At 50.0% G+C, this 24,509-nt stretch carries 24 protein-coding genes and 2 tRNA genes; 14 read left to right on the top strand and 12 right to left on the bottom strand.

Annotated elements, in window-relative coordinates:
- Positions 1–27 precede the first annotated feature (27 nt).
- Complete coding sequence (locus tag M3080_RS04605; protein WP_249092094.1) at positions 28–564, top strand: hypothetical protein; 537 nt, start codon at positions 28–30, stop codon at positions 562–564.
- Between the two features lie 76 nt (positions 565–640).
- Here M3080_RS04605 and M3080_RS04600 read toward each other — a convergent pair.
- Together M3080_RS04600 and M3080_RS04595 are read right to left on the bottom strand one after the other, a co-directional pair.
- Positions 641–733: transfer RNA gene (locus M3080_RS04600), tRNA-Ser, on the bottom strand.
- 101 nt (positions 734–834) lie between these two features.
- Positions 835–1,635, bottom strand: a complete 801-nt coding sequence (locus M3080_RS04595) for an RNA methyltransferase (protein ID WP_249092093.1) — start codon at positions 1,633–1,635, stop codon at positions 835–837.
- A 95-nt stretch (positions 1,636–1,730) separates the two neighbouring features.
- On the opposite strand from M3080_RS04595, the gene M3080_RS04590 reads away from it, so the two are divergent.
- Both M3080_RS04590 and mutS read left to right on the top strand, forming a co-directional pair.
- Entirely contained in the window at positions 1,731–2,531 is an 801-nt protein-coding gene (locus tag M3080_RS04590; protein WP_249092092.1) for an inositol monophosphatase family protein, read from the top strand.
- A 35-nt stretch (positions 2,532–2,566) separates the two neighbouring features.
- Positions 2,567–5,194 (top strand): DNA mismatch repair protein MutS, encoded by a 2,628-nt coding sequence (mutS, locus tag M3080_RS04585; RefSeq protein ID WP_249092091.1) that lies wholly within the window; start codon positions 2,567–2,569, stop codon positions 5,192–5,194.
- Here mutS and M3080_RS04580 read toward each other — a convergent pair.
- The 5 genes from M3080_RS04580 to M3080_RS04560 all read right to left on the bottom strand — a co-directional run bounded on the left by M3080_RS04580 (position 5,191) and on the right by M3080_RS04560 (position 9,124).
- A complete protein-coding gene (locus M3080_RS04580) occupies positions 5,191–5,739 on the bottom strand; it encodes an FKBP-type peptidyl-prolyl cis-trans isomerase (RefSeq protein WP_249092090.1) in 549 nt (182 codons plus the stop codon). The genes mutS and M3080_RS04580 overlap by 4 nt on opposite strands.
- Positions 5,740–5,749: 10 nt before the next feature.
- Positions 5,750–6,262 carry a DUF805 domain-containing protein gene (locus M3080_RS04575; RefSeq protein WP_249092089.1) on the bottom strand — a complete coding sequence of 171 codons (513 nt, stop codon included), beginning with the start codon at positions 6,260–6,262 and terminating at the stop codon, positions 5,750–5,752.
- A 76-nt stretch (positions 6,263–6,338) separates the two neighbouring features.
- Positions 6,339–7,514 (bottom strand): NlpB/DapX family lipoprotein, encoded by a 1,176-nt coding sequence (bamC, locus tag M3080_RS04570; protein WP_249092088.1) that lies wholly within the window; start codon positions 7,512–7,514, stop codon positions 6,339–6,341.
- Positions 7,515–7,637: 123 nt separating this feature from the next.
- A complete protein-coding gene (locus M3080_RS04565) occupies positions 7,638–8,285 on the bottom strand; it encodes a site-2 protease family protein (protein WP_022473036.1) in 648 nt (215 codons plus the stop codon).
- A gap of 2 nt (positions 8,286–8,287) precedes the next feature.
- Complete coding sequence (locus M3080_RS04560) at positions 8,288–9,124, bottom strand: PHP domain-containing protein (protein ID WP_249092087.1); 837 nt, start codon at positions 9,122–9,124, stop codon at positions 8,288–8,290.
- Between the two features lie 60 nt (positions 9,125–9,184).
- Here M3080_RS04560 and M3080_RS04555 point away from each other — a divergent pair, with 60 nt between their 5' ends.
- The 3 genes from M3080_RS04555 to M3080_RS04545 are packed head-to-tail and all read left to right on the top strand — an operon-like array spanning position 9,185 to position 11,618.
- Positions 9,185–9,709, top strand: a complete 525-nt coding sequence (locus M3080_RS04555) for a gamma carbonic anhydrase family protein (protein WP_022473038.1) — start codon at positions 9,185–9,187, stop codon at positions 9,707–9,709.
- Positions 9,710–9,723: 14 nt separating this feature from the next.
- Positions 9,724–10,632, top strand: coding sequence for an Hsp33 family molecular chaperone HslO (gene hslO / locus M3080_RS04550; RefSeq protein WP_249092086.1), 909 nt, complete (start codon positions 9,724–9,726; stop codon positions 10,630–10,632).
- Positions 10,633–10,637: 5 nt separating this feature from the next.
- Positions 10,638–11,618, top strand: coding sequence for a hypothetical protein (locus tag M3080_RS04545; RefSeq protein ID WP_249092085.1), 981 nt, complete (start codon positions 10,638–10,640; stop codon positions 11,616–11,618).
- Positions 11,619–11,704: 86 nt separating this feature from the next.
- Here the strand turns inward: M3080_RS04545 and M3080_RS04540 are convergent, their stop codons facing one another.
- The 4 genes from M3080_RS04540 to kdsA all read right to left on the bottom strand — a co-directional run bounded on the left by M3080_RS04540 (position 11,705) and on the right by kdsA (position 15,679).
- Positions 11,705–12,901: a M20 metallopeptidase family protein gene (locus M3080_RS04540; RefSeq protein ID WP_249092084.1), complete on the bottom strand. Its 1,197-nt coding sequence runs from the start codon at positions 12,899–12,901 to the stop codon at positions 11,705–11,707.
- 96 nt (positions 12,902–12,997) lie between these two features.
- Positions 12,998–13,378 carry a septum formation initiator family protein gene (locus M3080_RS04535; protein ID WP_022473042.1) on the bottom strand — a complete coding sequence of 127 codons (381 nt, stop codon included), beginning with the start codon at positions 13,376–13,378 and terminating at the stop codon, positions 12,998–13,000.
- A 25-nt stretch (positions 13,379–13,403) separates the two neighbouring features.
- A complete protein-coding gene (gene eno, locus M3080_RS04530) occupies positions 13,404–14,696 on the bottom strand; it encodes a phosphopyruvate hydratase (RefSeq protein ID WP_022473043.1) in 1,293 nt (430 codons plus the stop codon).
- Positions 14,697–14,827: 131 nt separating this feature from the next.
- Positions 14,828–15,679: a 3-deoxy-8-phosphooctulonate synthase gene (kdsA, locus tag M3080_RS04525; RefSeq protein ID WP_249092083.1), complete on the bottom strand. Its 852-nt coding sequence runs from the start codon at positions 15,677–15,679 to the stop codon at positions 14,828–14,830.
- 217 nt (positions 15,680–15,896) lie between these two features.
- Here kdsA and M3080_RS04520 point away from each other — a divergent pair, with 217 nt between their 5' ends.
- On the top strand, positions 15,897–17,381 hold the full coding sequence (locus tag M3080_RS04520) for a DUF1846 domain-containing protein (protein WP_249092082.1): 1,485 nt from the start codon (positions 15,897–15,899) through the stop codon (positions 17,379–17,381).
- A 108-nt stretch (positions 17,382–17,489) separates the two neighbouring features.
- Here the strand turns inward: M3080_RS04520 and M3080_RS04515 are convergent, their stop codons facing one another.
- Positions 17,490–18,458: a cation diffusion facilitator family transporter gene (locus tag M3080_RS04515; RefSeq protein ID WP_249092081.1), complete on the bottom strand. Its 969-nt coding sequence runs from the start codon at positions 18,456–18,458 to the stop codon at positions 17,490–17,492.
- Positions 18,459–18,636: 178 nt separating this feature from the next.
- On the opposite strand from M3080_RS04515, the gene M3080_RS04510 reads away from it, so the two are divergent.
- The 7 genes from M3080_RS04510 to M3080_RS04480 all read left to right on the top strand — a co-directional run bounded on the left by M3080_RS04510 (position 18,637) and on the right by M3080_RS04480 (position 24,317).
- Positions 18,637–19,704, top strand: a complete 1,068-nt coding sequence (locus M3080_RS04510; protein ID WP_249092080.1) for a hypothetical protein — start codon at positions 18,637–18,639, stop codon at positions 19,702–19,704.
- Positions 19,701–21,389: a single-stranded-DNA-specific exonuclease RecJ gene (recJ, locus tag M3080_RS04505; protein ID WP_249092079.1), complete on the top strand. Its 1,689-nt coding sequence runs from the start codon at positions 19,701–19,703 to the stop codon at positions 21,387–21,389. The genes M3080_RS04510 and recJ overlap by 4 nt, the downstream gene beginning before the upstream one ends.
- A gap of 69 nt (positions 21,390–21,458) precedes the next feature.
- The gene (gene tpiA / locus M3080_RS04500; protein WP_022473049.1) at positions 21,459–22,223 is read left to right on the top strand and encodes a triose-phosphate isomerase; all 765 of its coding nucleotides are present in this window, start codon (positions 21,459–21,461) and stop codon (positions 22,221–22,223) included.
- A 47-nt stretch (positions 22,224–22,270) separates the two neighbouring features.
- Positions 22,271–22,642, top strand: coding sequence for a preprotein translocase subunit SecG (gene secG, locus M3080_RS04495; RefSeq protein WP_022473050.1), 372 nt, complete (start codon positions 22,271–22,273; stop codon positions 22,640–22,642).
- A gap of 48 nt (positions 22,643–22,690) precedes the next feature.
- Positions 22,691–22,775, top strand: a tRNA-Leu gene (locus M3080_RS04490).
- Positions 22,776–22,921: 146 nt separating this feature from the next.
- A complete protein-coding gene (locus M3080_RS04485; RefSeq protein ID WP_249092078.1) occupies positions 22,922–23,773 on the top strand; it encodes a DMT family transporter in 852 nt (283 codons plus the stop codon).
- Between the two features lie 58 nt (positions 23,774–23,831).
- Positions 23,832–24,317: a thermonuclease family protein gene (locus M3080_RS04480; protein ID WP_249092077.1), complete on the top strand. Its 486-nt coding sequence runs from the start codon at positions 23,832–23,834 to the stop codon at positions 24,315–24,317.
- Positions 24,318–24,509 lie beyond the last annotated feature (192 nt).

The raw sequence follows: 24,509 nt of genomic DNA, 5'->3' as shown, positions 1-24,509 counted from the left end.
ACATGAGTTGGTTTGATGGAGTGAAAGATGGTTGAAAACGGAGTGCTTGCCGGAGACTACCAAGGCTACCGAATTGACAACAATGAAATTCAGCTTCCGCTTCGGGAAAGTTGTCGCATCCAAAAAGAAATTGAAGCGCAAGGCTTCAGAACGGTGCGCAGTGACAGTTTCATCCCGCTTAACAAGGATTTTATTCAGAGCTATCAACTGATTGATTCCATTGATGACATTCAAAAAGATGTCTTCAGCGCCTTATTCAGAGGCGGGGTTGGGCAAATGATTTTTGGCAATCCGGGTGGTGTTGGAGGCGCAACCATCGCTAAAAATCGCAACGACGGCTACAAAATCGTTGATGTGCAATTCAGGAATGGAAAAAGAAGTCTCCTTCGGCTGGATCTAAAAGCTTGGGAAGTATTTCTGGCTGAAAGTTATTGTTCGCCTGATTATGAACCCAAACCGATTGTTCGTCCCAAACTTACGAAAACATTTCAAATAGCCCGAAGCATTCTGGCCTTAGCAATGGTTATTGGAATCGTTTGGCTTGTTGTGCGCTGCACAATGTAGTCTTGGTCAAATGAGATACCAAGAGAAACACCTGAAATATGAGGGGATTTGTTGAGTTGATTTATAAGAATAAAAATGGCGGAGAAGGGGGGATTCGAACCCCCGAAGCCCGTTTTGCGAGCTTGCACCCTTAGCAGGGGTGTGCCTTCAGCCTCTCGGCCACTTCTCCGCACAATCTGAGCGTTGCTCAGTAAGAATGGGGATTTTATAAGATTTAAATTTGTTTTTCAACTACATTTTGTACCAGTCGTCAATCGAAAAAGACCATTGCTATTTTTTCGGGCATTTTTTACCTGATCTTTCGTTTTTCGGAGAAATAATCTGCGAACACACTCCCCTTAATAAATCGACTTCCGGTTGAGTGAGCTGCGTTCGAGAAAAAAGTCTTCTGACTCGAGGCATAAACAACTTCGGCTCCTTGGGATCCAACACGCCGCAGTGAATCATTGCCTCTTCAAAATGAGCTAAAAAGCCCTCAATCGCCTGAGGTCCTGCGAGTTTTTCACCGGCAAATCGCTCCTGCCACTCATAGAGCCCGTCATGAGTGATCGTCTCATCCATCATCGCCATGTGCATTTCATAAGCCATGATTTGAACAGCCTGGGACAGATTCAGGCTGGTGCAGTCAGGATCGGCCGGGATGGCCGCGCAACCTTGACACATCGCCATCTGCTCATTGGAAAGACCGGTTCGTTCACAACCGAAAACAAAAGCAATATTGCCCTGCTGCTTTTTAACAAAATCGACCGCTTTTTCAGCAACCCTTCTCACCGGTTCGATTGCAGGACCAAATTCACGATCATATCCCGACATCGCCCAGGCGAAATGAACTCCTTCAAGCGCCTCTAAGAGTGACCCATAGGAACGGCTTGATTGGAGCACATCCACACTGCTTGTTGAATAAGCGATCGCCTCGGGGTGAGTGCGGTAATTTTCTTCCCAAGGGCTCACAACACGAAGATCTCTGAAACCCATCGTTTTGATAGCCCGCGCGGCCGAGCCAATGTTGCCGGGGTGCGCTGGTTCCACCAAAATAAAACAGACGTGTTGGGATAAAGCAGAAGTTGACATTTCAAAAGCTAAATAGCCAAAAATCATTAAAATATTTAGATTCTACACGTAGTTATCACATCAACTGATTTAAATTTTCAAGAAGGATTCTGACGATGAGTTCTCCGATGCTCAACACGGCGATGAAAGCCGCCCGTGCGGCCTGCACCATTCTTAACCGTGCTGTCGACAACCTCTCTACTCTGGAAGTTCACAAAAAAGGTCATTCTGACTACGTCAGCGAAGTGGACGTCGCTTGTGAACGCACTGTGGTAGAAATTTTGCGTGAGGCCTATCCCCGTCACCAGATTTTAGGTGAAGAAAACGGCCTCACCGGCCCTGAAAAAAGTGAATTCCAATGGATCATTGATCCTTTGGATGGCACAACCAATTTCTTGCATGGCTTCCCCCAATATGCCGTTTCCATCGCTTTAAAGCGTGAAAACGAGATCATTGAAGCCGTTATCGCGGATCCCGTTAAAAACGAAATCTTCACCGCTACGCGCGGTGTGGGCGCTTTTTTAAACGGCCGACGCATTCGTGTCAGTAAGCGCACCTCCATGGCTGAATCTTTGGTTGGCGCGGGCTTTCCTTTCCGCAAAACCGATGATGTTGAAGCCTTTATGAAGGTTTTCAGTCAATTGGCTAAAACCACCAGCGGTATCCGCCGTGCAGGCGCCGCCTCTTTGGACTTGGCCTATGTTGCCGCCGGTCGCTTGGATGCTTTCTGGGAACCGAATCTCAAGGCTTGGGACATTGCTGCCGGCTCGCTCTTAGTGCTTGAAGCCGGTGGACTCGTCACCGACTTTAAGGGAGAATCTGATTACCTCTCGACCGGTCAAATCGTAGCGGGTACCCCCAAAGTATTCGGTCAGTTGTTAGCCGTGGTTAATAAAAACTACGGTGATATCCGCTAAGCAATCGAAAGACTTCATCGTAGACGGTCGCATCAATGGCAAAAACAAAAACGGTTCAAAACATCAATGACCCGTTGGCAGGGCACACCCCTGCCATTCGGCGTTTTCTTGAGATCAAAGCCCAACATCCCGAAACCCTGGTTTTATACCGGATGGGGGACTTTTACGAAACGTTTTTTGATGATGCGGTCCGAGCCAATAAACTTTTGGGAATTACGCTTACCTCGCGCGGAACTGATTTAAACGGTGAACCGATTCCCATGGCGGGCGTGCCTGAAAAAACGCTCGAACAATACCTTGCCCGCTTGGTTAAGCAAGGGGTTTCCGTTGCTATTTGCGAGCAAATCGGCGACCCGAGCAAAGGCCCCTTGGAAAGGGAACTTGCTCGTATCGTCACGCCCGGCACTTTAACGGAAAATGAGCTTTTACCTCAAAAGCAAGATGCAGCCTTATTGGCGATATCCCCCGCCGGCCGCCATGGCGCCCGTCTGGGATTGGCCTGGCTGGTACTCAGTAACGGCCAATTTCACGTGGCCAATACAAGTCTTGAGGAACTTGCCACTGAAGTTACCCGAATTGCACCAAGCGAAATCCTCGTTCCTGAAGACTTTAAAGAAACCATTGATGAGTTAAGGCTGCCTGCGGCGATTACTCCTTTACCCAAGTGGTATTTCACCGTTGACCACGGAACCGCCAAACTCAAACATCAATTCCAAGTACAGGAACTCACCGCTTGGGGGCTTGACGATGTTCCCGATGCGGTAAGCGCCGCCGGTGCGCTTTTAACCTACGCGGAAAACACTCAATGCGAAGCCATTCCGCATCTTTTGCCCCCTGTATTAGAGGTTCAAAGCCAATTTGTCGGTATGGATTCGGCTAGCCGCCGAAACCTGGAACTCACACAAACCCTTCGAGGTGATGACGGTCCAACCCTTTTTTCGCTGCTTGATCAATGCAAAACCAGCATGGGTTCCCGCCTCTTGCGCCAATGGATTCACAATCCTTTGCGTGATACGCAGATTGTCTCCTCAAGACATCAAGCCGTTGAAAGTTTTGTTCAGGCTGAGCACTTAAGAGAAAGTGTCCGCGATAAATTAAAGACCGTTCCAGATTTTGAACGTCTGGCGACTCGCATTGCCATGCGAAGCATTCGTCCGAAAGAATTGGCCGCGCTCAGAGACGCGCTTCCCCATTTAGCCCAGATTGCCCAAGAGCTCATGCTCGCTGACGACCCGCTCATTGAAGAAAAAGCGGCCGACCTTGTCATTGATCCGGCATTGTACGAAAAGCTCAACGCGGCTCTTTTAGAAGAGCCCGCCGTGCAGCTGCGAGACGGCGATGTTATTGCGAGCACCTATAACGAAGAACTGGCGACCCTTCGCGAACTGCGTGACAATGTCGGCGACTTCCTGACGCAAATGGAAATCCGTGAAAGAGCCTCAACGGGTATCCCCACTTTGCGTGTTCAATACAATAAAGTCCAAGGCTTTTTCATTGAAATTTCCCGTGGTCAGGCCGACCGTGTTCCGCTGCATTACCACAGAAAGCAGACTCTCAAAAATACGGAGCGCTACATCACGCCTGAACTCAAAGAATATGAAGATAAGGCGCTTTCCGCTCAGGAACGCTCCCAAGCTTTGCAAAAGTCGCTTTATAACGAACTGCTTGCCTTTGCAGACAGTTATGTTCCAGTTTTACAAAAGGCTTCCGCCGCTGCTGCGGCAATTGACGTGCTGACCTCTTTTGCCTATCACGCAAGCCGTGCCAATTGGATTCGTCCTGAATTGGAAAAGGCGCCCGGCATTGAAATTATCGGAGCGCGCCATCCGGTCGTTGAAGACGCCATCGAAAGCTACACACCTAACGACTGTTTGCTCATCCCCGGTCGCAGGCTTTTGGTGATTACCGGTCCCAACATGGGTGGTAAATCCACCTATATGCGATCCATCGCCCTTATTGTGCTTTTGACCTATATCGGCAGTTTCGTTCCCGCGGCCAGCGCCAAAATCGGCCCTATCGATCGTATCCTCACCCGCATAGGAGCCAGTGATGACCTCGCTCGCGGTCGTTCGACCTTTATGGTGGAAATGACGGAAGCGGCAGCTATTTTGCACCAAGCAACCGACCAAAGTCTGGTTCTCATGGATGAAATCGGACGCGGAACATCAACTTTTGACGGTCTAAGTTTGGCGGCGGCCATCGCCCATGAATTAGCGCTTGTGAAAAAAAGTTTTACGCTTTTTGCGACTCACTACTTTGAACTCACAAAGCTTGAACAAACGGCGCCCGAAGTGGCCAATATTCACGTTGCCGCGGTCGAAAACAAAAACAAAATCGTCTTTTTACATGAAGTGCAGGATGGTCCCGCTAATCAAAGCTACGGTATCGCGGTTGCTCAGTTGGCTGGTGTCCCCAACTCTGTCATCCGACGTGCTCGCAAAATGCTCAATGAGCTGCAGGAGCGCTCGCAGGTCAATGAACAACTCGACTTATTCGCTGACAACAATGTAGAGATGCCCGATGAAAAAGCGCCTGAGCCCGATAGAACCCAAGCGCTATGTGAAGAAATTGACGCGCTGGATGTGGATCAGCTTACCCCGCGTCAAGCTTTAGATCTGCTCTATGAGTTGAAAGATAAAGCGCAGACGATCCTCAATAATTAATGCAAAGTCTTTTGTTCGCTTTCTTCATCGCCCGCATCATCAACGATGTTGGCAACCATCGGCTTGTCGGAAACTTGTAAAAAAGACGGTACAACCACATCATCGGTACCGATGGTTTCGACACCTTTTTTCACCGCTTCGACATTTCTGACTGTGATTTCGAATTTCAAACCGATGCCGGCAAGTGGGTGGTTGCCGTCTAAAACCACAACGCCGTCTGCAATATCTGTCACTCGGTACGGGCGATCCAATGTTTCTCCGCGGATTTCCGTGTAACTTAATCCCACTTCAACCCCTTCTTCAAAATCCGTCTCCGGACGAATGATTAAAGCGGTTTCATCGTAGTCGCCAAAAGCTTCTTCAGGCTCAAGCTGAACGGTCACCGTATCACCCGGCTTTTTACCTTCGAGCGCTTTTTCAATCACCGGGAAAATGTCGCTATGACCATGCAAATAAACCAATTCATCGGCCGATTCCATCAGATCGCCCTGAAGGTTGTACATTTTGGCTGAGATCGTCACTAAGGTATCTTTTGCAACTTGCATTTAAATTTCCTTACTTCAAAATAGCTTTTTTCGCTTTTTCATACTCTGCTTCGGACAAAAGGCCCTTTTCAAAAAGCGTTGCCAGGTCTTTTAATTCCTTCACCCGCATTTCCTCGTTACCGGGGAAATAGATATTGTTTTCGCCCAAGGGATTGACGCCGTAACGGTTTGTGCCGCGTTGAGAGCCGATAAGCCCAATGACCAAGTAGGCAATGAATTCAATGCCCGGAATAAAGAGCAATATGGCCCAAAGGCCGCTTGCGTCAAAGTCGTGCAAACGACGAACTGCCGCCGAGACCGTGCTAAAAAGCGACACAACGGTTAAAACCGCGTAGAGTTTGCCGGCTTCAAAGATTTCAGGACTTGCACTGGCGTCTTGGATATCAAGCGACTGCCCGGGCAACAAGGCAAAGGTGTACAAAAGATAAGGCACTCCCACCCGCACAAGAAGCCAAAAAGCGATCACCGCCCAAAAGCGAGCGCGATTAATCCGACCTGAAAACGAAAAGAAAAGCTTAAACATATTCATTCCCATAAGAGAAAAGGGAGTGCGGCCAAAAGGCTCCACGCTCCCTCGTCTCCATTAGCCATTGAGGCTATTACTTCGTCTGCTCGCTCAAAAGCGTCAGGATACGCGGTGCGACACCGGTCGTATCGGCCTTACCATCCGGACCCAACACATGCACGCGGCATTCGGTGTCCGAGAGACGTTGCAGATAAATCACGTATTGCGGTGCTTCAACCGGCGTATCGCGACCGAATACATTGCTCCAGAAACCTTGTTCAGAGCGTTTCTGTTCTTCGTATTCTTGATCGAGATAGCGCACAAGGAAGAAACCTCTGGAGCGATCACGGTCTTCAACCGTAAAGCCCATGCGGTCAACGGCAAGCGCCACACGACGCCAGGCGCGTTCAAAGTCTTCCTTAATGTAAATGCTCGTTGCCACCCCTTCGGCATCTTGTTCGAGCTGGCTCACGGAGTTTTCCGGTTGGTAGCTCGCCAACTTTTCAACTTCGGCTTCGTGCTCGGCCGGACTCTTCTTCACCGCTTCAGGATTAAATTCCTGATTGATGCGCTGAGCCAGGCGCGTGAGCATTTCAGCTTCCATTTCCGGATCACTCGGACCGGGCTGCCAAACGGTGGTTTCGTTATCCCCACCCAAGCTCTTAACCACTTCAACCATGGCGCGGTGCGTCACGAAAATATCCGAGCCGCCGTTGGCTGAACGTTCAACACGGGCGCGATACTGGTCGCGTTCCCCGGTGGAATAAACCATATCAATCACACGGCCCAAAGTGGCACGAATAATGTCTTGGGGTAATTTGGCACGGTTTTCAGCCCAATTTGTTTCCATCACACCGGTTGCGGCATCTTGACGAGCCAGCGATAAACCGACCGTGGTCCAGAAGTCCTGCATGATCGGCCAGACCATTTCAGGCGACAGGTTCACATGAATCCAGCGATTGTTGCCTTCGCGGACAATCTTGGCCACTTCGCCTTGCGGCAAAAGAACCAATGCGTTCTGATTGGTGTTGCCGGCTTGGGCGGCATCAAGCTGAGCCTGTTGGCTTGCCCATACAGTCTGCGGGCGAGAAGGCACCGCAAAGCGGTCAGAACCGGGCACCGAAGTTAAATCCGGCGGGATTTCCAGCGGAGCGCGCGAGTCACTCGTTTCATATTGAATACGATCTTGGCCGAAGTCAAATGTCGAGCAGGCAGCCAAAGCCATCGGCAAAGCAACCACCAAACCCGTACGGACTACTTTTTTAATCATTTTGTCTTCACTCATTCGCGCACGAAGCTGACCCCGCACGCCTGTTACTTCAAATTAACCCGACTATTGTACCGATTTCGGCCTTTCTATGGGAAAAAGCCGATCAGCTTTTTGAAACAAATCTCAAAGCAAAACCCATGTCAGCAAACGTCTGGCCGTCCAGACAAAGGGATGCATGAAATAGGTTAAAAAGCCCGAAACAATCAAAACCACGAGAATCACCATCCCGTAGCGCTCAATTTCAGAAAATTTCACCGCTGCTTCATACGGTAAAAGCATCGTGACAATCCGTCCGCCATCCAAAGGCGGCAGCGGTAAAAGGTTAAAGGCCATCAGGTAGAAATTCACCATCACACCCGCGATGGTCAAGTCCAGCAATGACTGCGTCAGAAAGCCTGTCAGAATAAAGAGCTTAAGCATCAACAGCCAAAAGAGCGCCTGCAAGAGATTACTCAAAGGGCCGGCCAACGCCACCATGAACATCCCCTGACGAAAGGGTCTTAAGTTGCGTGTATTGACGGGAACGGGCTTGGCCCACCCCAAAAGCACTCCCCCTAAACCGGTGACGGCCGAACCCAACAACAAAATCCCCGGCACGATAATCGTGCCAACGAGATCAATATGAGGGATGGGGTTTAAAGTGACGCGTCCCATCATGGATGCCGTATCGTCGCCAAAGCGCTCGGCCATCCAGCCGTGAGCCGCTTCGTGCATCGTAATGGCGAAAATCAAAGGAATCGCATATACCGCGAGGTCATAAAGAAAATGCATGGTTAACGGTCTTTCAATAAATCTAAGACTGTGGGTAAATAATCCGGCAACGGTTCCTGAAGGCCTGGCTCCGGACGGCCGGGTTTGCAGCCGTGAAAGTCACTGCCGGTGCTCGCTAAAAAGCCCATATTTAAAGCAACCCTTGTGTAGCGCTCATTTTCAGCTTCAAAGTGACTGCCCGTTGTGACTTCAATCGCATCGCCCCCGAGCGCTTTAAATTCTTCCAAAAGATCAATCGTTGTCAAGGGAGCGGCAAAATTGTAACGTCCCGGGTGAGCGACCACTGCCACCCCTTCGGTCTCACGGATAAAGCGCATGGCTTCAGGCAACGTCATCCATTGCGTTTTGACAAAGGCCGGCCCTTCGTCTCTGAGATACTTCTCAAAAGCTTCGTCTTCAGTACCGACGGTTCCCCTCTGAACGAGAGCCAGGGCAAAATGTCTGCGCGAGAGATTAAGGCCATTGCCCGCCAACTCCAACGCTTGCTCGTAGGTGTTATAGATGCCCATCGCGTCAAACTTCGAGGCGATGGTTCGCGCTCTCAGATCACGCTGTTTACTCAGTTTTTCAGAAAGCTCCCTATAGGGTTCAAACTTTTTAGGACCGAGGCTGACAACATGAATCGTCCGACCGCCCCACGAAACCGATAATTCCACCCCGTCAATGAAGCGCATGCCGAGCTTCTCGGCCTCTTTACGGGCCTCTTTGAGCCCGGAAACCGTGTCGTGATCGGTTAAAGCCATCACCTCCACACCGTTGGCGTGCGCCTTGCGAACCACCTCGGCAGGAGAAAAAACACCGTCACTTGCACTTGAATGCACATGTAAATCTATTCTCATTTCACTATCTAAACTCGCTACAATCTACCCTCAAACTTTAAACGATTTAACGTTCTAAAGATGGCTATTTTTTCAATTTCTGACAAGATTCCGACCATTGCGGATACGGCTTACGTGGATCCGTTGGCCACGGTCACCGCAACGGTTACATTAGACGAAGAGGTTAGTGTTTGGCCTGGAGCCAGTATTCGCGGTGACGAAGCCGAGATTTCCGTGGGAAAAGGCAGCAATATCCAAGACTGCGCGGTCCTTCACACGGATCCGGGCAAACCTTGTCGGGTGGGCGACTACGTCACAGTGGGACACTCAGCCATTTTGCACGGCTGCACTGTGGGTGAGGCTTCCTTAATCGGCATGGGCGCGGTCATTCTCAATGGCAGCGTTATCGGGCGAGAATCCTTGGTCGGAGCCGGAACGCTCATTACGGAAAACAAAACATTCCCGGACGGTGTGTTGATCATCGGACGGCCGGGACGCGTTGTGCGAGAATTAACCCCTGAGGAAAAAGAAAAAATTCGGGAAAACGCCCGACACTACATTGAACAAAAAAATCGTTACCAAACCGAGAAGAAACAAATCGGTTAAAACGGGAAAAAATCATGACTCAACACGACACGCTGCTTCGATTTATTTTTAAAAACACACCTGTGAAAGGCGCTTCTGTCAGACTGACAACCGCCTGGAAAGCCATGCGTCAATTTCAAAAATGGCCATTAAGTGTTACGCGACTGATGGGAGAAATGACCGCGGGGTCGCTGCTTTTAGCCAGTTCCCTGAAGTTTGAAGGCGCCCTAATTATGCAGGTGCAAGGTGACGGGCCGGTGCGTCTTGCCATTGTTGAGGTCAGAAACGGTCTTTTAGTTCGCGCCACCGTAAAAATGCACGAAGGTGAAGAAGTAAGCGATACCATGGGCATGAAAGAATTACTAAACGCCCACGGACGCGGCCGCTGCGCAATCATGCTTGATCCCAAGGACAGGCGCGAAGGCGAGCCGCTTTATCAAGGTGTTGTTCCGCTCACCGGCGAGAGTATCGCTGACGCGCTGATGGGCTACATGGAACAATCCGAACAAATCCACACTAAACTTTGGCTCACCGCCGATGATTCTGCGGCAAGCGGTTTAATGCTTCAGAAAATGCCGGATTTCGGCGGCAAGGATGAAAACATCACAAGCGATGAAGACAGCCTTAACCGTATTGAAACATTAGCCTCGACCATCACCGATGATGAGCTTTTAGAGCTTACTCCCGAGGAGGTCACTCACCGACTCTTTTGGGAAGAGGCACCGGACTACTTTGAGCCTACAGAACCCAAATTTGCCTGCACCTGCTCACGCGAAAAAGTCGAAGCGATGATTCGCAATTTAGGCGAAGTCGAAGCACTTCAAATCGTGAAAGAAGAAGGTGAAATTAAAGTCACGTGTGACTTTTGCGGCCGCACGGAACGCTTTAGCGCTGAAGATGTCGTCAAACTCTTTGATGATGGTTCAGCCATCAAAAATAACTGATTGATATGAAAACCATATTTAAAAACAGCAAGAATCAAAACGTCATGGGTTTTAGCCACGAAGGACTGCAGGGCGGCTTCTACCTAATGGGCAATCCCATTTTGGCCACCCTCAACGGTCCTTATCCGATCCGCAACCTCACCGAAGCTGAAGCGGTCGCGAAGGTTCGTGACATCACCCGAGACTTTTTGGAAAATACCGGCAAAAAAGACGGTCTCATTGCTTGGGTTTTCAAACTCATCATTGATGGAGAATGCCTTATTTATTCCGTCAATGTTAATGCTCAGACTGGAGAATTCACCGTCACGCATCAAAACCTAAAGGAAGTTTTGGACTCGTTCTTGCCCGCGCAAGTCAAAGGCGGAGAAGAGGTCGACGGTTTTTACGTCAAGGCCGAAGGGACAAAGGTTTGGGCGTTTGAGCCGGTGGAGCATTTTCTTTTATGCTTAATTCCAGACGATAAGCAAGCGTCGCTTAATGTCCGTGTTTACCAAGCCGATCCTGCGTTAGCCGACCTCATCGAGCATGATCAAAATGAGATTCTTGAGCGCTTTATGAATAAGGTGATGCCCAAGCTCACGGGCCGCTATCCTCAGCTCTCCCCGATCAATCAGGCTAAACAGGCTGACCCGGAAAAACTCTTCGAGGATCTTATGTCGCTATTGGAAAATCCCGATGAGCGAATGCCTAAAAGAGAAGTTACGCTTGAGCTGACCGGACAACCGTCAGTGACCATGCAACTTTCCCATCTTTTCGGGTTTCGGGCCATTAAAGACGGAGAAAAGAAAACCGAACACCTGACGGTCTATCACGACGGTCATCACTACTGGCTCTATACCGTCACCCCTTCGAATAACGAAAACGAGCCGCCTTTGATGACGCTTGAAAAAATCACGCCCGAACAAATCGTTGATTTGGCCAGAAGAATGGTTTGGGGACAGGCTAAAGCCGATGAAGTCCTTCAAACTCAAAAATGGATCAATTAAAACGAACGCTTTAGGCTAATTGATCGCCGCGTTTTCGGTAATGGTCCTATTTCACCGAACGAAATCGATGAAATAGGACTTTTCTTTTAGCTATTCATGCGAGTTAAAGCGATAGACGCCAGGACAGCAGCGCCCGTGGCAATGGCCTTGTCATTGAAATCGAACTCTTCATTGTGAACCGGTGCCGTGTGATCGGCATCTTTCATTCCAAGACGGAATAAGCAGCCCGGTCGCTCTAAAAGCATGAAGGAAAAATCCTCTCCGCCTGTTGTGCGGGAGAATTCTTTAACATTGGCAGCCCCAATGGCCTGCGCGGCAATTTCACGTGCGGCTTGCACATTTTCGGGCGTGTTATACATGGCAGGATAGAGTCGCGTGTAATTGACTGTTGCCTTTATCCCGTACGTTTGAGCGATACCCTGGGCGATTTCATTCATGCGTCGCTCAATCAAATCCTGAACTTCAGGTTCATACGACCGAGTGGTCCCGCGCAAAAGAGCCTTTTGCGGCATCACGCTTGTTCCATCGGGATCGCCGGACTGCGCGCAACAAATCGATACCACAGCCGCGTAGTAAGGAGACACATTGCGTGAGACAATGGTTTGCAGGGCCAAAATCGCCTCACCCATCGCAACAATAGAATCTTTAGAAAACTGGGGTCTTGATCCGTGCCCGCCTTGCCCCTCAAAAACAATTTCAAACGTGTCAGCATTCGCGGTGGCGTAGCCGGGCACAAAGCCGACCGTGCCGACATCAAGCGTGGGCTCGGCATGAAGCGCATAGAATTCATCAATTCCAAAACGCTCAACCAAACCGTCTTCAACCATGTGGCGGGCTCCGGCAAAACCTTCTTCTCCGGGTTGGAAAATCGCAACCAAGGTACCCGCAAAATGACGATGCTCCATGAAATACTTCACCACGGCCAAGAGTGTAGCCACGTGACCGTCATGCCCGCAGGCATGCATATGTTTGGCACGGGTGCTTGCGTAGGGTACTCCGGTATTTTCATTTAAGGGCAGAGCGTCACTATCGGCACGAAGACCGATCGTACGTCCAGGCTGATCCCCCTTGACGACGCAAACCACACCGGCGACATCAGCTCCGCCGACTCGCGTTTCAATTGCTTCACACCCAAAACTTTTGAGCGCTTCAACAATCGTTTTTTCGGTTTGAGTCAAATTGAGACCTACTTCAGGGTAGGCGTGAATCGTGTGACGAACTTGCGCGGCAACCTGGGCGCACTCACGCATCTCTTCAGGCTTAACAATCACGGCATCAATCATTTGGAATCCTTTGCCAATGAAAAACAGATGCCTTCAGTTATAGCCTATCTGAAGAAAAGATATCGGGAAAATTCCCGAAGAAATAATCGCTTTGACTTATTTTTCGCCTTCTTTAGCCGGAGGCGTAACAGGAGCGGGACGGTACAAAGGATCGTTCAGAATATCGGCGGGAATAGCATTTCCCGGAAGAACTTTTTGAGGTCTTTGAATACGAAAGAGCACTTCGCCGGGACGGACCATATTGAGGTCGTAGCGGGCGCGCTCTTCAATAGCATCGGCTCCCCGCACCAGGGAGCGGACTTCAGCGGCCAGGCGTTGGTTTTCCTCAAAAGTGAGGGCATTTTGCTCTTTAATATCGGCAAGCTCCTCACTTAACGAAACCACTCGGATATATCCCCCCTGACCGCCGATTAAAGGCCAAAGCATCAGAAGCAACAAGATCAGCAAGACCTTGATGATCTTATCGGGTGTAATCATTCGCTTTGACCTTAACGCTTAGCCATTAGAATGACCATTCCTTGATGCAGTAGAACGCATCGCGGCCCGGGTAGACAGCTTGGTCATCCAACTCTTCTTCAATGCGAAGCAATTGGTTGTATTTGGCCATGCGGTCGCTGCGGCTCATGGAACCGGTCTTAATTTGGCCGGCATTGACGCCAACGGCCAAATCGGCAATGAAGCTGTCTTCGGTTTCACCGGAGCGGTGGGAGACCACCACGGAGTAACCGGCGCGCTTAGCCATTTCGATGGCAGCGAGCGTCTCAGAAAGCGATCCGATTTGGTTAACCTTAATCAAAATGGAGTTGGCCACACCCTTTTGGATGCCTTCGGCCAAAATCTTGGGATTGGTCACAAAGAGGTCATCACCCACCAACTGCACGCGGCGACCCAGGGCATCGGTTAACTTCTTCCAACCTTCCCAGTCGACTTCTGCCATACCGTCTTCGATGGAGATAATCGGATACTTGGCGACCCAGCCTTCGAGAACCTTGATCCATTCTTCGGCCGTATAGGTCTTGCCTTGACCCTTTTGAACATACTTGCCGTCTTCGTAGAATTCGCTGGCGGCGCAGTCCAAACCGATGGCAATATCCTTACCCGGTTCGTAGCCTGCGGCTTTGATGGCTTCAATGATTAATTCGATGGCTTCTTCATGGCTATCGATATTGGGGGCGAAACCGCCTTCATCACCCACAGCGGTGCTCATGCCACGGCCGTTAATGATCTTCTTTAAAGCATGGAACGTTTCCGCACCGTAGCGCACGGCTTCATGAAAGCTCGGAGCACCGATCGGAATAATCATGAATTCTTGTAAATCCAAGTTATTGTTAGCGTGAGCGCCGCCGTTGATCACGTTCATCATCGGCACAGGCATTTGCACAGCACCCATGCCGCCCAAATAGCGGTAAAGGGGCAAGCCGACATAGTTGGCAGCCGCACGGGCGCAAGCCATGGAAACACCCAAAATGGCGTTGGCACCGAAATTGCTCTTATTTTCCGTACCGTCGTCTTCAATCATTTGAGCATCAATGGAAGCTTGCTGCGTCACATCAAACCCGATCAATGCGGGTTGAATCTTGGCATGGATGTTTTCCACAGCCTTCATGACACCCTTGCCGCCGTAACGAGCGTCCTTGTCACGCAATTCAAGCGCTTCACGGATACCGGTGGAGGCGCCGGACGGAACAGCTGCGCGGCCCATCACACCGCTGTCAAGATAGACGTCGCATTCCACCGTGGGGTTGCCGCGGCTATCCAAAATTTCACGAGCGACGATGGCATTGATCGTAGACATATCGGAAGTTCCTCAAAAATAGATTTCGGTGGTCGCGACCCCGCGGCCACCTTGCTTCAAAAATATAACGAAATCGGCTTATGCTGATTCTCGGTCGCTATTGTACCGTACAGGCACAGCAGTCGCGACGGTTAAAGCGTGTTTTCCAACAAGGGCAAACCCTTGACCACACGGTCAATGGCAACCAAACTGCTCAAAAGTTCACGCATACGTGAAAGCGGGACCATATTCGGGCCATCACTCTTGGCGCATTGCGGATCAGGGTGCGTCTCCATGAAAAGGCCAGAAACACCAACAGCGACCGCGGCGCGCGAGAGCACCGGCACGAAAGCGCGGTTGCCGCCTGAACTCTTGCCGTTGCCACCCGGCAGTTGCACCGAATGCGTTGCGTCAAAAACAACCGGCGCGCCTGTTTCGCGCATAATCGCCAAGCTTCGCATGTCGCTCACAAGGTTTCCATAACCAAATGAAGCGCCGCGTTCACAGCACATGAAATTATCTTCATTGACTCCGGCTTCACGAGCGGCCGCGCGGGCCTTTTCAATCACATTGATCATGTCGTGAGGAGCCAAGAACTGGCCTTTTTTAATGTTGACTGGCTTACCCGTTCGAGCACAGGCGCAAATAAAGTCCGTCTGGCGGCATAAAAAGGCCGGAGTTTGTAGGACATCCACGTACTTGGCAACGAGGGGAACCTCCGCCTCGGTATGCACGTCGGTGACCACCGGCACGCCCACTGTCTCACGCACACGCGCCAAGATTTCCAAACCTTTTTCAATACCGGGGCCGCGGAAACTCGAAACCGATGTGCGATTGGCTTTATCGTAACTAGCTTTAAAAATGTAAGGGATGCCAAGGTCGTCGCAAATTGCCTTCATTTCCCGGGCAATTTCCATCACCATTTCTTCGCTTTCGATCACACAGGGACCGGCCATGAGAAAAAACGGTTTATCCAAACCGACATCAAAACCGCAAAGTTTCATTTAAAAATGCCCTTCTTAAAAATTATTTCATCAGAAAGATTTTTCTGTTAATAGCGCGCAAACCCCCGCTTGCCTTATTAAATAAAGCCAAGCGGCCGGCCACTCCTTAGTAACGAAACCTATTTCTTTGCAAAAATATCTTTTAGGCTCTCGTCATTTCTTTCGTTTTGATTATACTGGCAAGCTGTTGATTTTCAGAAAGGAAGGAACACTAAAAATGACGGCGATTGGTTTTGATAATCAAAAGTATCTCACGACGCAATCCGAACAGATTCGTCATCGAATCGCCCAATTCGGAGGCAAGCTCTACCTTGAGTTTGGAGGCAAGCTTTTTGATGATTATCACGCCTCCCGCGTCCTCCCCGGTTTTAAGCCCGACAGCAAGATCCGGATGCTGCAGCAGCTCAAAAATGATGTCGAAATCGTCATCGCCATCAACGCCGCCGATATTGAATCCAATAAAATCCGCGGTGACCTGGGCATCACCTACGATGAAGATGTTTTGCGCTTAATCGATACCTTCCGCGAAATGGGTTTGTATGTGGGTAGCGTCGTGCTGACTCAATACACGGGGCAAAAATCCGCCCAAGCCTTTTTAAAGCGCTTGGAAACATTAGGGGTTCCGCATTATCGCCATTTCCCCATCCCGGGCTATCCTTCCGATGTTGATTTCATCGTCAGTGAAGAAGGACTGGGACAAAACGAATACATTGAAACGACCCGTTCGTTGATCGTTGTGACCGCGCCCGGTCCCGGAAGCGGAAAAATGGCCACTTGCTTGAGCCAGCTCTACCACGATCACAAACACGGAATCGAAGCTGGTTACGCCAAGTTTGAAACCTTCCCGGTTTGGAATCTGCCCTTAAAGCATCCCGTTAACTTGGCCTACGAAGCGGCCACGGCTGACTTAAATGACGTCAACATGATTGACCCCTTCCATTTGGAAGCCTATGGGAAAACGGCCATTAATTACAACCGCGACGTTGAGATTTTCCCGGTTTTAAATGCGATTTTCGAACGCATTCAGGGAGTGTCACCCTATAAGTCCCCGACGGACATGGGTGTCAACATGGCCGGCAACTGCATCGTCGACGATGGTGTCTGCCGCAAGGCTTCCCGCATGGAAATTCTGCGCCGCTACTATGCCGCAGGCGTCAAACACATGAGAGGCGCCTCCAATGAGCAAGAAATCAATCATCTGAAGCTCATCATGAATCAGGCGGAAACAACGCCCGATATTTGCCCGGCGGTTGCCGTCTCGCTTGATAAGGCTGAGCAAACCGGCGCTCCGGCTGCCGCCATGATGCTGCCCGATGGCCGAATCGTTACAGGCAAAACTTCAAGCACACTGGGCTGCGCCTCTGCCATGCTTTTAAATGCTTTGAAGCTCTTGGCCGGTATTGACCATGATGTCGATTTGATTTCTGCCCGCGTGCTTGAACCGATCTGCCAATTAAAGACCGAGTATCTCTTACATAAGAATCCGAGATTGCACATCGATGAAGTTCTTTTGGCTTTGACAATTTCAGCTCTTCGAAATGAAGTGGCCCAAAAAGCAAAAGAACAGCTTTCGAAACTGCGCGGCTCTGAAGTGCACTTCACGGTCATCATCAGTGAAGAAGACGAACGGGTTCTTCAGCGCCTGGGCATTAACGTGAGCTGCGAGCCTCGTTACGAAACCTCTCGCTTGTATCACAAGTAAGCGTCTGCCTTACTTTCATTGACACCCTAAAAAACGATCCCCGGAAGACGTCCAAATCTTTCGGGGATTTTTTTGTTTTGAGACGCTTTGGAATGGTTTGGCTATCTATTAGACTCGTGCCTTGCAATCACAGTCTGAGGTCGTAGCCTCTGTGCTTTCCCACTCGGGCTGCAAGGCCACATGATCAATGTTAAAGCGCTCCTTAACGTGTTTTCGAATCGCTTCCAAGATCAAAGGCCAAGAACGATGAGAGTCAATTTTTAAGTGAGCCGTAATGGCTGAATATCCAGGACTCATTACCCAAACGTGAAGATCGTGCACACTTAAAACGCCGGGAATGGCGGCAATAGCATCACCCACCTCCTCGTACTTCACCCCTTCGGGAACCGCATCCAGCATAACGGGGACCGTCTCTTTCAAAACACCCCAAGCGGCGTGAGCCACTAACACGCAGATCAAAAGCGAAAGAATCGGGTCGACTTCAACAGGGCCGCCGAAATAAATCACCGCGCCGGAAACAATGGCCGCAACCGAACCCAATAAGTCACCCAAAACGTGCACGAGCGCCGCACGGGTATTGACGTTTTTCTTATCTCGAGACAATGACCAGGCGACCGCAACATTGACCAAAAGACCGATAGTGGCAATGAGCATGACGCTGCCGCCCGAAACTTCATGCGGATTGGTTAAGCGGTCAATGGCTTCATAGCAAATCCAACCCAAAACGATAAACATCACTAAAGCATTGACAAAGGCCGCCAACACTTCAATTCGGGCGTGACCGAATGAGTGGTGGCTATCGGCCCCCTCTCGGGCAAGCCAATTGGCGACCAGAGCAAATAGAAGGCTTGCCGCATCGGTAGCCATGTGACCGGCATCACCGATCAAGGCCAAGGAGTTACTTAAAAGGCCTCCCACCAATTCAACTGCAGAAAAACCTAAGGTTAGAAGAACCGCCAACCCTAAAACACTGGCTTTAACCTGACGGGTTGCGTGATCATAGAGACTATCCCCCTGGCCATGGCTAGAGAAGGCTCTGTCTTTTTCTAAATTGTCTGATTGAGTTTTACCGAACATTTTGGCTTCGCTTTCTTATTTATTCGAATATCCGCGCAGTGTACTCTTTCGACCAATCTATGGAGAATTGAAAATCAGTCTCAAAATGTTGAAAAACACACTCACGTATAATGCTCAACGTATTAATTGTGTTGACGATGCTCGAGAGTTTAAAAAAGCTGCTTGAGCCTTTTTTGAGATGAATTCAGCGTACTTTTTGATTCCGGGATTGAGACTTCCGAAAGAAGTACTCAAAGAACCTTCATTGGGAGCCGATTTTTCTTCTCTTTTGCAATTAGGCGAAGGGGCAGAAGAAGTCATTGAACAAGAACTGGTGCATGAGACGGTCTTAGACGGCGCGGCTCACATCGCCTGGCTCTGGCAAGTCATTGCCAAACGAGGCGGAATGCCTGAAACCGCAGCCTTTGAATGGGAAGCCGATGGCGGCCCCGCCATGGGCGCTGAAACCTGGCGTCTGCATACCGTGCACGATGCGATTATCAACGGTCAAACCATTTTGCGATCTCCCAAGGAAGAACTTAGTGCCGAAGAGCGCGACGAGCTTCACGATGAAGTGCTCGCCTGTGTCAGACAATTCGGTTTTCAACTTCAACAGTGGGCTGACCGCTGGTATCTCACCCGCAATCAGGATTGGAATCTGGTTGTTCGCCCTTGGTGCGCGCAAAAGTATCGTCCTTTTTCAACTGACAGTCTAAGTGGTGCTGACGAACAAGCCTTTATCGCATTGGATGAAAAACTTCGCGCCATTTTGAAAAAAAGTAATGTGAACGCCAAACGTCTCGCTCAATGGATGGAAACCATTGACGGTTTTTGGCCCGATGGCGGCTCAAGACGGCATTTACTGAAGCCCTCCACAATACGAGCGGTCATGGCCAATGACTCCTATGTGTGGGGATGGGCTCAAAACGCAGGACTATTGAATTTCAGAACAACCGCGTTAAAAGACAATTGGCCTGAAGCGCCAGAAGGCGACCTTTTAGCCGTCGTTGACGGGCTCTATGAGAGTTATCGGCAAAAAGATTGGAGCACTTGGGCTCAGAAGCTACCCGATGTTATCAAAACGGTCACTCACTTAGCCGATCTTGCCCACGCCAGACGCGCCACCCGACTTGTTTTAGTCGCAAGCGGCGCCCGAGACACTCACACGGTTGTCATTGATAAAAACGCAACCAAAAGTCTTTTTGCTCGATTTAAAAAGAAAAAAACACTCAACTTGGAAAACTTTTTAGGTGAGACCGGACTATGACACGCTTTATCACAAGAGACTATAGCCCGGCCATTGCCCGGCACTTGACCGAAGAAGGTTTCCCGGAGCCCTTGGCACGTGTGCTGGCCGCCCGAGGCATTGAGACAGCGGAGGATTTAAAAGCTGACTGGCGAGCGATGCTTGCGCCGGAAACCCTGATGGGAACGACCGCAGCCGCCCAGCATCTTGCCGATGCCATTGATACCGGCAAACGCATCATGGTGATTGCCGACTACGACTGTGACGGCGCCACCGCTTGTGCGGTCGCCCTAAAAGGGCTTCGCAGCATGGGCGCAAGCGTTGATTATTTGGTTCCTGACCGTTTTGTTTACGGCTATGGCCTGACTCCCGCCATTGTCGATTTGGCAGCACAAAAAGGCGCTCAGCTGATTCTTACCGTCGATAACGGAATGGCGAGCATTGACGGTGTTGCCGAAGCCAAAAAAATGGGGATTGAAGTCATCATCACGGATCACCACTTGCCTGCAGAAACCTTGCCTGCAGCAGCCTGTATCGTCAATCCCAACACGCCGGGATGCAATTTTCCAAGCAAAAATTTGGCTGGCGTTGGCGTCATGTATTACGTTCTGATGGCCCTGCGAGCAGAATTTCGGCGACGAGGAAAATTTGATGCTAAAACGCAACCCCGTCTTGATGCATTGGTTGACCTCGTTGCGTTGGGCACGGTGGCAGATGTTGTAAAACTTGACCGTAATAACCGAATTTTGGTTCAGCAGGGATTAAATCGAGTGAGAATGGGTCACACACACCCGGGGGTTAAAGCTCTATTTGAAATTGCCGGACGCCCAAGCGCTCAAGCAAAAGTGAGGGATTTCGGTTTTGTCATTGCTCCCCGCATCAACGCCGCCGGTCGGCTTGACTTGATGACAGCCGGCATTGAGTGCTTGATGAGCGACTCAGACACCGAGGCACAGCATTACGCCAAGATTCTCGACGATTACAACCGCCAGCGCCGAGAATTGGAATTAGACATGCAGTGGGACGCGGCCATGCTCTTAAATAAGATTGATGTCACGAAACGTCATACTTTAGCTTTGTATGAACCGACGTGGCATCAAGGCATTGTCGGTTTGGTCGCAAGCCGCATAAAAGAAAGCAAACACCGTCCGACCATTGCCTTTGCCAACGCCGCTGACGGTGAAATGAAAGGATCGGGCCGCTCGATTGAAGGTGTTCATTTACGCGACATGCTTGACCTTGTGACCAAAACCGCCCCGGGTATCATTAAAAAGTTCGGGGGACACGCCATGGCCGCGGGGCTGACCATTGACGGCCACCGTTTTGATGACTTTTGTCACGCTTTTGAAACGGTCGTGGCTCAAAATTGCGAAGAAGATGTCTTCGAGCGGCATGTTTTAGTTGATGGCGACCTTGATCCAAGAGATATTAATATTTCTCTGATTGAAGCCATCAATGCGCAAATTTGGGGACAAGGTTTTCTTCCTCCCCTTTTTGCCAATGAATTTAAAGTTCTGCATCAAACGGTGCTCAAGGGCGGGCACCTGAAATTGATGTTGGAATTAAACGGTTCTCGTTTTAACGGGATCTTTTTCAGACGCTCGGCCGAGGTTCCCTCGGTTGCCCGTCTGGCATACCGGCCGGAGATCAATGAATGGATGGGGCAGCGAAGCATTCAGCTTGTGATTGAACAGCTCGAAGGTTAATGCTTGCACCGCCTTGTTTTTTCTTGATTTTCGTCTAAAATTAAGGCCTTTATTTTGGGTGGTGTCGATATGACTCGTAAGCCTTTTGTTGTCGCCAACTGGAAAATGAACGGCAGTCTCAAAGCCAATGATGAATGGCTTTGCGCTGCAATGCCGCAAATGAGCGGTACGCGCTTAAATTGCGATGTCGCGGTTTGCGCCCCCTTTGTTTATATTCCCCAATTGGTGATAGGCTTTGAGCATAGCGCCACGTTAGTGGGTGCGCAAAACTGTGCCCAATACGCTCAGGGCGCCTACACCGGCGAAGTGTCCGCCGCGATGCTTGCCGATGTCGGTTGCGATCTGGTTATTCTCGGCCACTCCGAACGCCGCACGCTTTTCGGTGAAACCGATGAGACGGTTGCTGAAAAGGTCCAAGTCGCATTTGATAACGGTGTTATGCCGATTGTCTGCGTTGGTGAAACGTTGCAAGAGCGCGAAGCCGGCAAGACCATTGAAGTGGTCAGCCGTCAGTTGCGTGCCGTTTTGGATAAAGTCGGCATCATGCCGCTGGTGGCCGGTGCGGTGGCCTACGAACCTGTTTGGGCCATTGGCACTGGAAAGAGTGCCAGCGCAGAAGACGCTCAAGCCGTTCATGAAGCTTTACGTGCTGTTTTGGCAGAAGTTGATCAAGAAGCCGCTCAACGCACACGTATTCTTTATGGCGGTAGTGTCAAGGCAAAAAACGCCCCGGAACTTTTTGCACAACCCGATATTGACGGCGCATTGGTTGGCGGCGCGTCATTAAAAGCTGAAGATTTCTTGGCTATCTGTCACTGTGCAGATAACCTGTAATAGAAAAAAATTTAAAACCATTTTTGAGTTAAAGGAAAATAGTAAAGATGTCCTCCATGTTGGTCTCCATCGCAATCGTGGTGCAAATCATCTCCGCGGTCGCCGTGATCATTTTGGTCTTGTTGCAACACGGTAAAGGCGCCGACCTCGGTGCTGCCTTCGGCAGTGGCGCGAGCGGTTCCATTTTCGGCGCTTCGGGCTCTGCGAACTTCCTGTCTCGCTCAACAGCTGTGGCTGCCACGCTCTTTTTCTTGGCGACCATCGCTTTGACTTTGGGTTCCGGTGCGTTCAAACAAACCGCCGCACCCACCTCCGGAGTCTTGGGATCCGTCGAACAATCGCAATCTGTTGACGCAGATCAAACAAATACGACGCAACCTGCAGCTCCGGCCTCGCAATCTCAACAGATTCCACGCTAAAATACCGAACTCTGATTTGAGGGATTTTCTCTTAAGTTAATAGAGTCTGCGGCCGTGGCGAAATTGGTAGACGCACCATCTTGAGGGGGTGGCGGAGCAATCCATATGAGTTCGACTCTCATCGGCCGCACCAAGTTTCCAACCCGAACTGATTAAATTTCAGTTCGGGTTTTTCGTATCCGCTCGCAAATTTTCTTTAGCTAAAACTCCCTACCCAATTTTTGCCTTTTAGACGCCTTCGCATTTAGGCTTAGGAAAGTTCTTTGTTGGGAATCTCTTATGCCGCAGTATCTGCTTGCAATGACCATCTTCGGCACCATCGGTTTGTTTGTGAAATATATCGATTTGCCCTCTACCGTGATCGCTCTGTCTCGAGGAGCGCTCGGCACCCTCTTTTTGCTGATTGTTTTAAAGCTCTTAAAGCGCAAACTTGATATTGAAACCATCAAAGCCAACTTCAAGCACTTGGTGATTGCGGGCATTGCTTTGGGATTAAATTGGATTTTCCTTTTTGAAGCCTACCGCTTAACCAGCATCGCTACGGCAACGCTTGCCTATTACATGGCCCCCATCATCCTCATTGTTCTCTCCCCGCTTGTACTTCACGAACGAGTGTCTTTAGGGAAATGGCTTTGCGTCATCTGCGCGCTTTTTGGCATGTCGCTGATCTCAGGCGTCTGGGAAGGTTCTGAGAACGTAGCCTTGGGCGGCATCTCCATGGGACTTATTGCCGCGTGTTTTTACGCAGGCGTTGTGATCAACAATAAGTTCTTAAATGGCCTCAATCCTTACGATTCTTCCATCGTGCAGTTGGCCGTGGCCGCCATTGTGCTTTTACCCTACGTGCTTTTAACGGTCGACTTCTCCGCTTTAACGCTTGATGCGCAAACAATTGATCTCACGCTTGCCGTGGGGATTATTCATACGGGCGTGGCCTATTGGCTTTACTTCTCTGCGCTTCCAAAGCTTGAAGCCGCGCGCATCGCCATTTTCTCCTACATTGATCCGGCCGTCGCCATTTTGCTTTCTGTCTTTGTGCTAATGGAACCCATGACGATCGCAGGCATGGCTGGTGCCGTGCTCATTTTAGGCGCGGCGCTTGCCTCAGAATTTGTGGGAAAGGCCAAGTGATTCGCTTTTTGAAATTCCGTACAATGAGCGCATTGCAATTTATCTAATATTCAGACAAATGATCCGAAAAATTATTGTTGGCATTGCTCTTTCAGCTGTGTTTTCCGCTCAAGCCGCGGATTTAACCGGGCGCGTAGTGCAGGTTGCCGATGGCGACACAATTTCTGTGGTTGATAATCGCAATCGCGAATACCGCATCCGCTTTTTAGGCATTGACGCGCCCGAACGCGGCCAGGCCTACGGAAACTATTGCCGAAAGAATCTTGCTGGCAAAATCGCAGGCAAAACCGTTGACATCAACTACGAAAAATTGGATCAATACGGACGCATTACGGGCACCGTGCACTACCAAGGCCGCAATATCAATCTGGAACAAATTCAAGACGGCTGCGCTTGGTTCTACCGCTACTTTGCCCGAGACCTCACGCCTGATTTACGCATTCAATATCACGCAGCCGAAGTTTCCGCCCGCAAAGAGCGCGTCGGTTTATGGCGAGATCCGCATCCTATGAACCCTTACGATTTCAGACGTTCTAAGCGTTAAAGACAAGACTTAAAATTCCGAATTGGGAGATGACTAACTCATCGTCATCTCCCTTTTTTATTGGGGTTTCTCCCTAACAGAAAGAAATTAGTTGCTGACGCATTGTTCTGAATCAATCTTCACATGAAGCTTTAATTTTCAATCTGAAAGTTATCCCTAAAGCCTCCAATATAATGATTGGCGCTCATTTAC

Source organism: Parasutterella secunda (assembly GCF_023336895.1).
Classification (GTDB): Bacteria; Pseudomonadota; Gammaproteobacteria; order Burkholderiales; family Burkholderiaceae_F; genus Aphodousia; species Aphodousia faecalis.
This window is presented reverse-complemented; position numbering and strand designations above follow the sequence as displayed.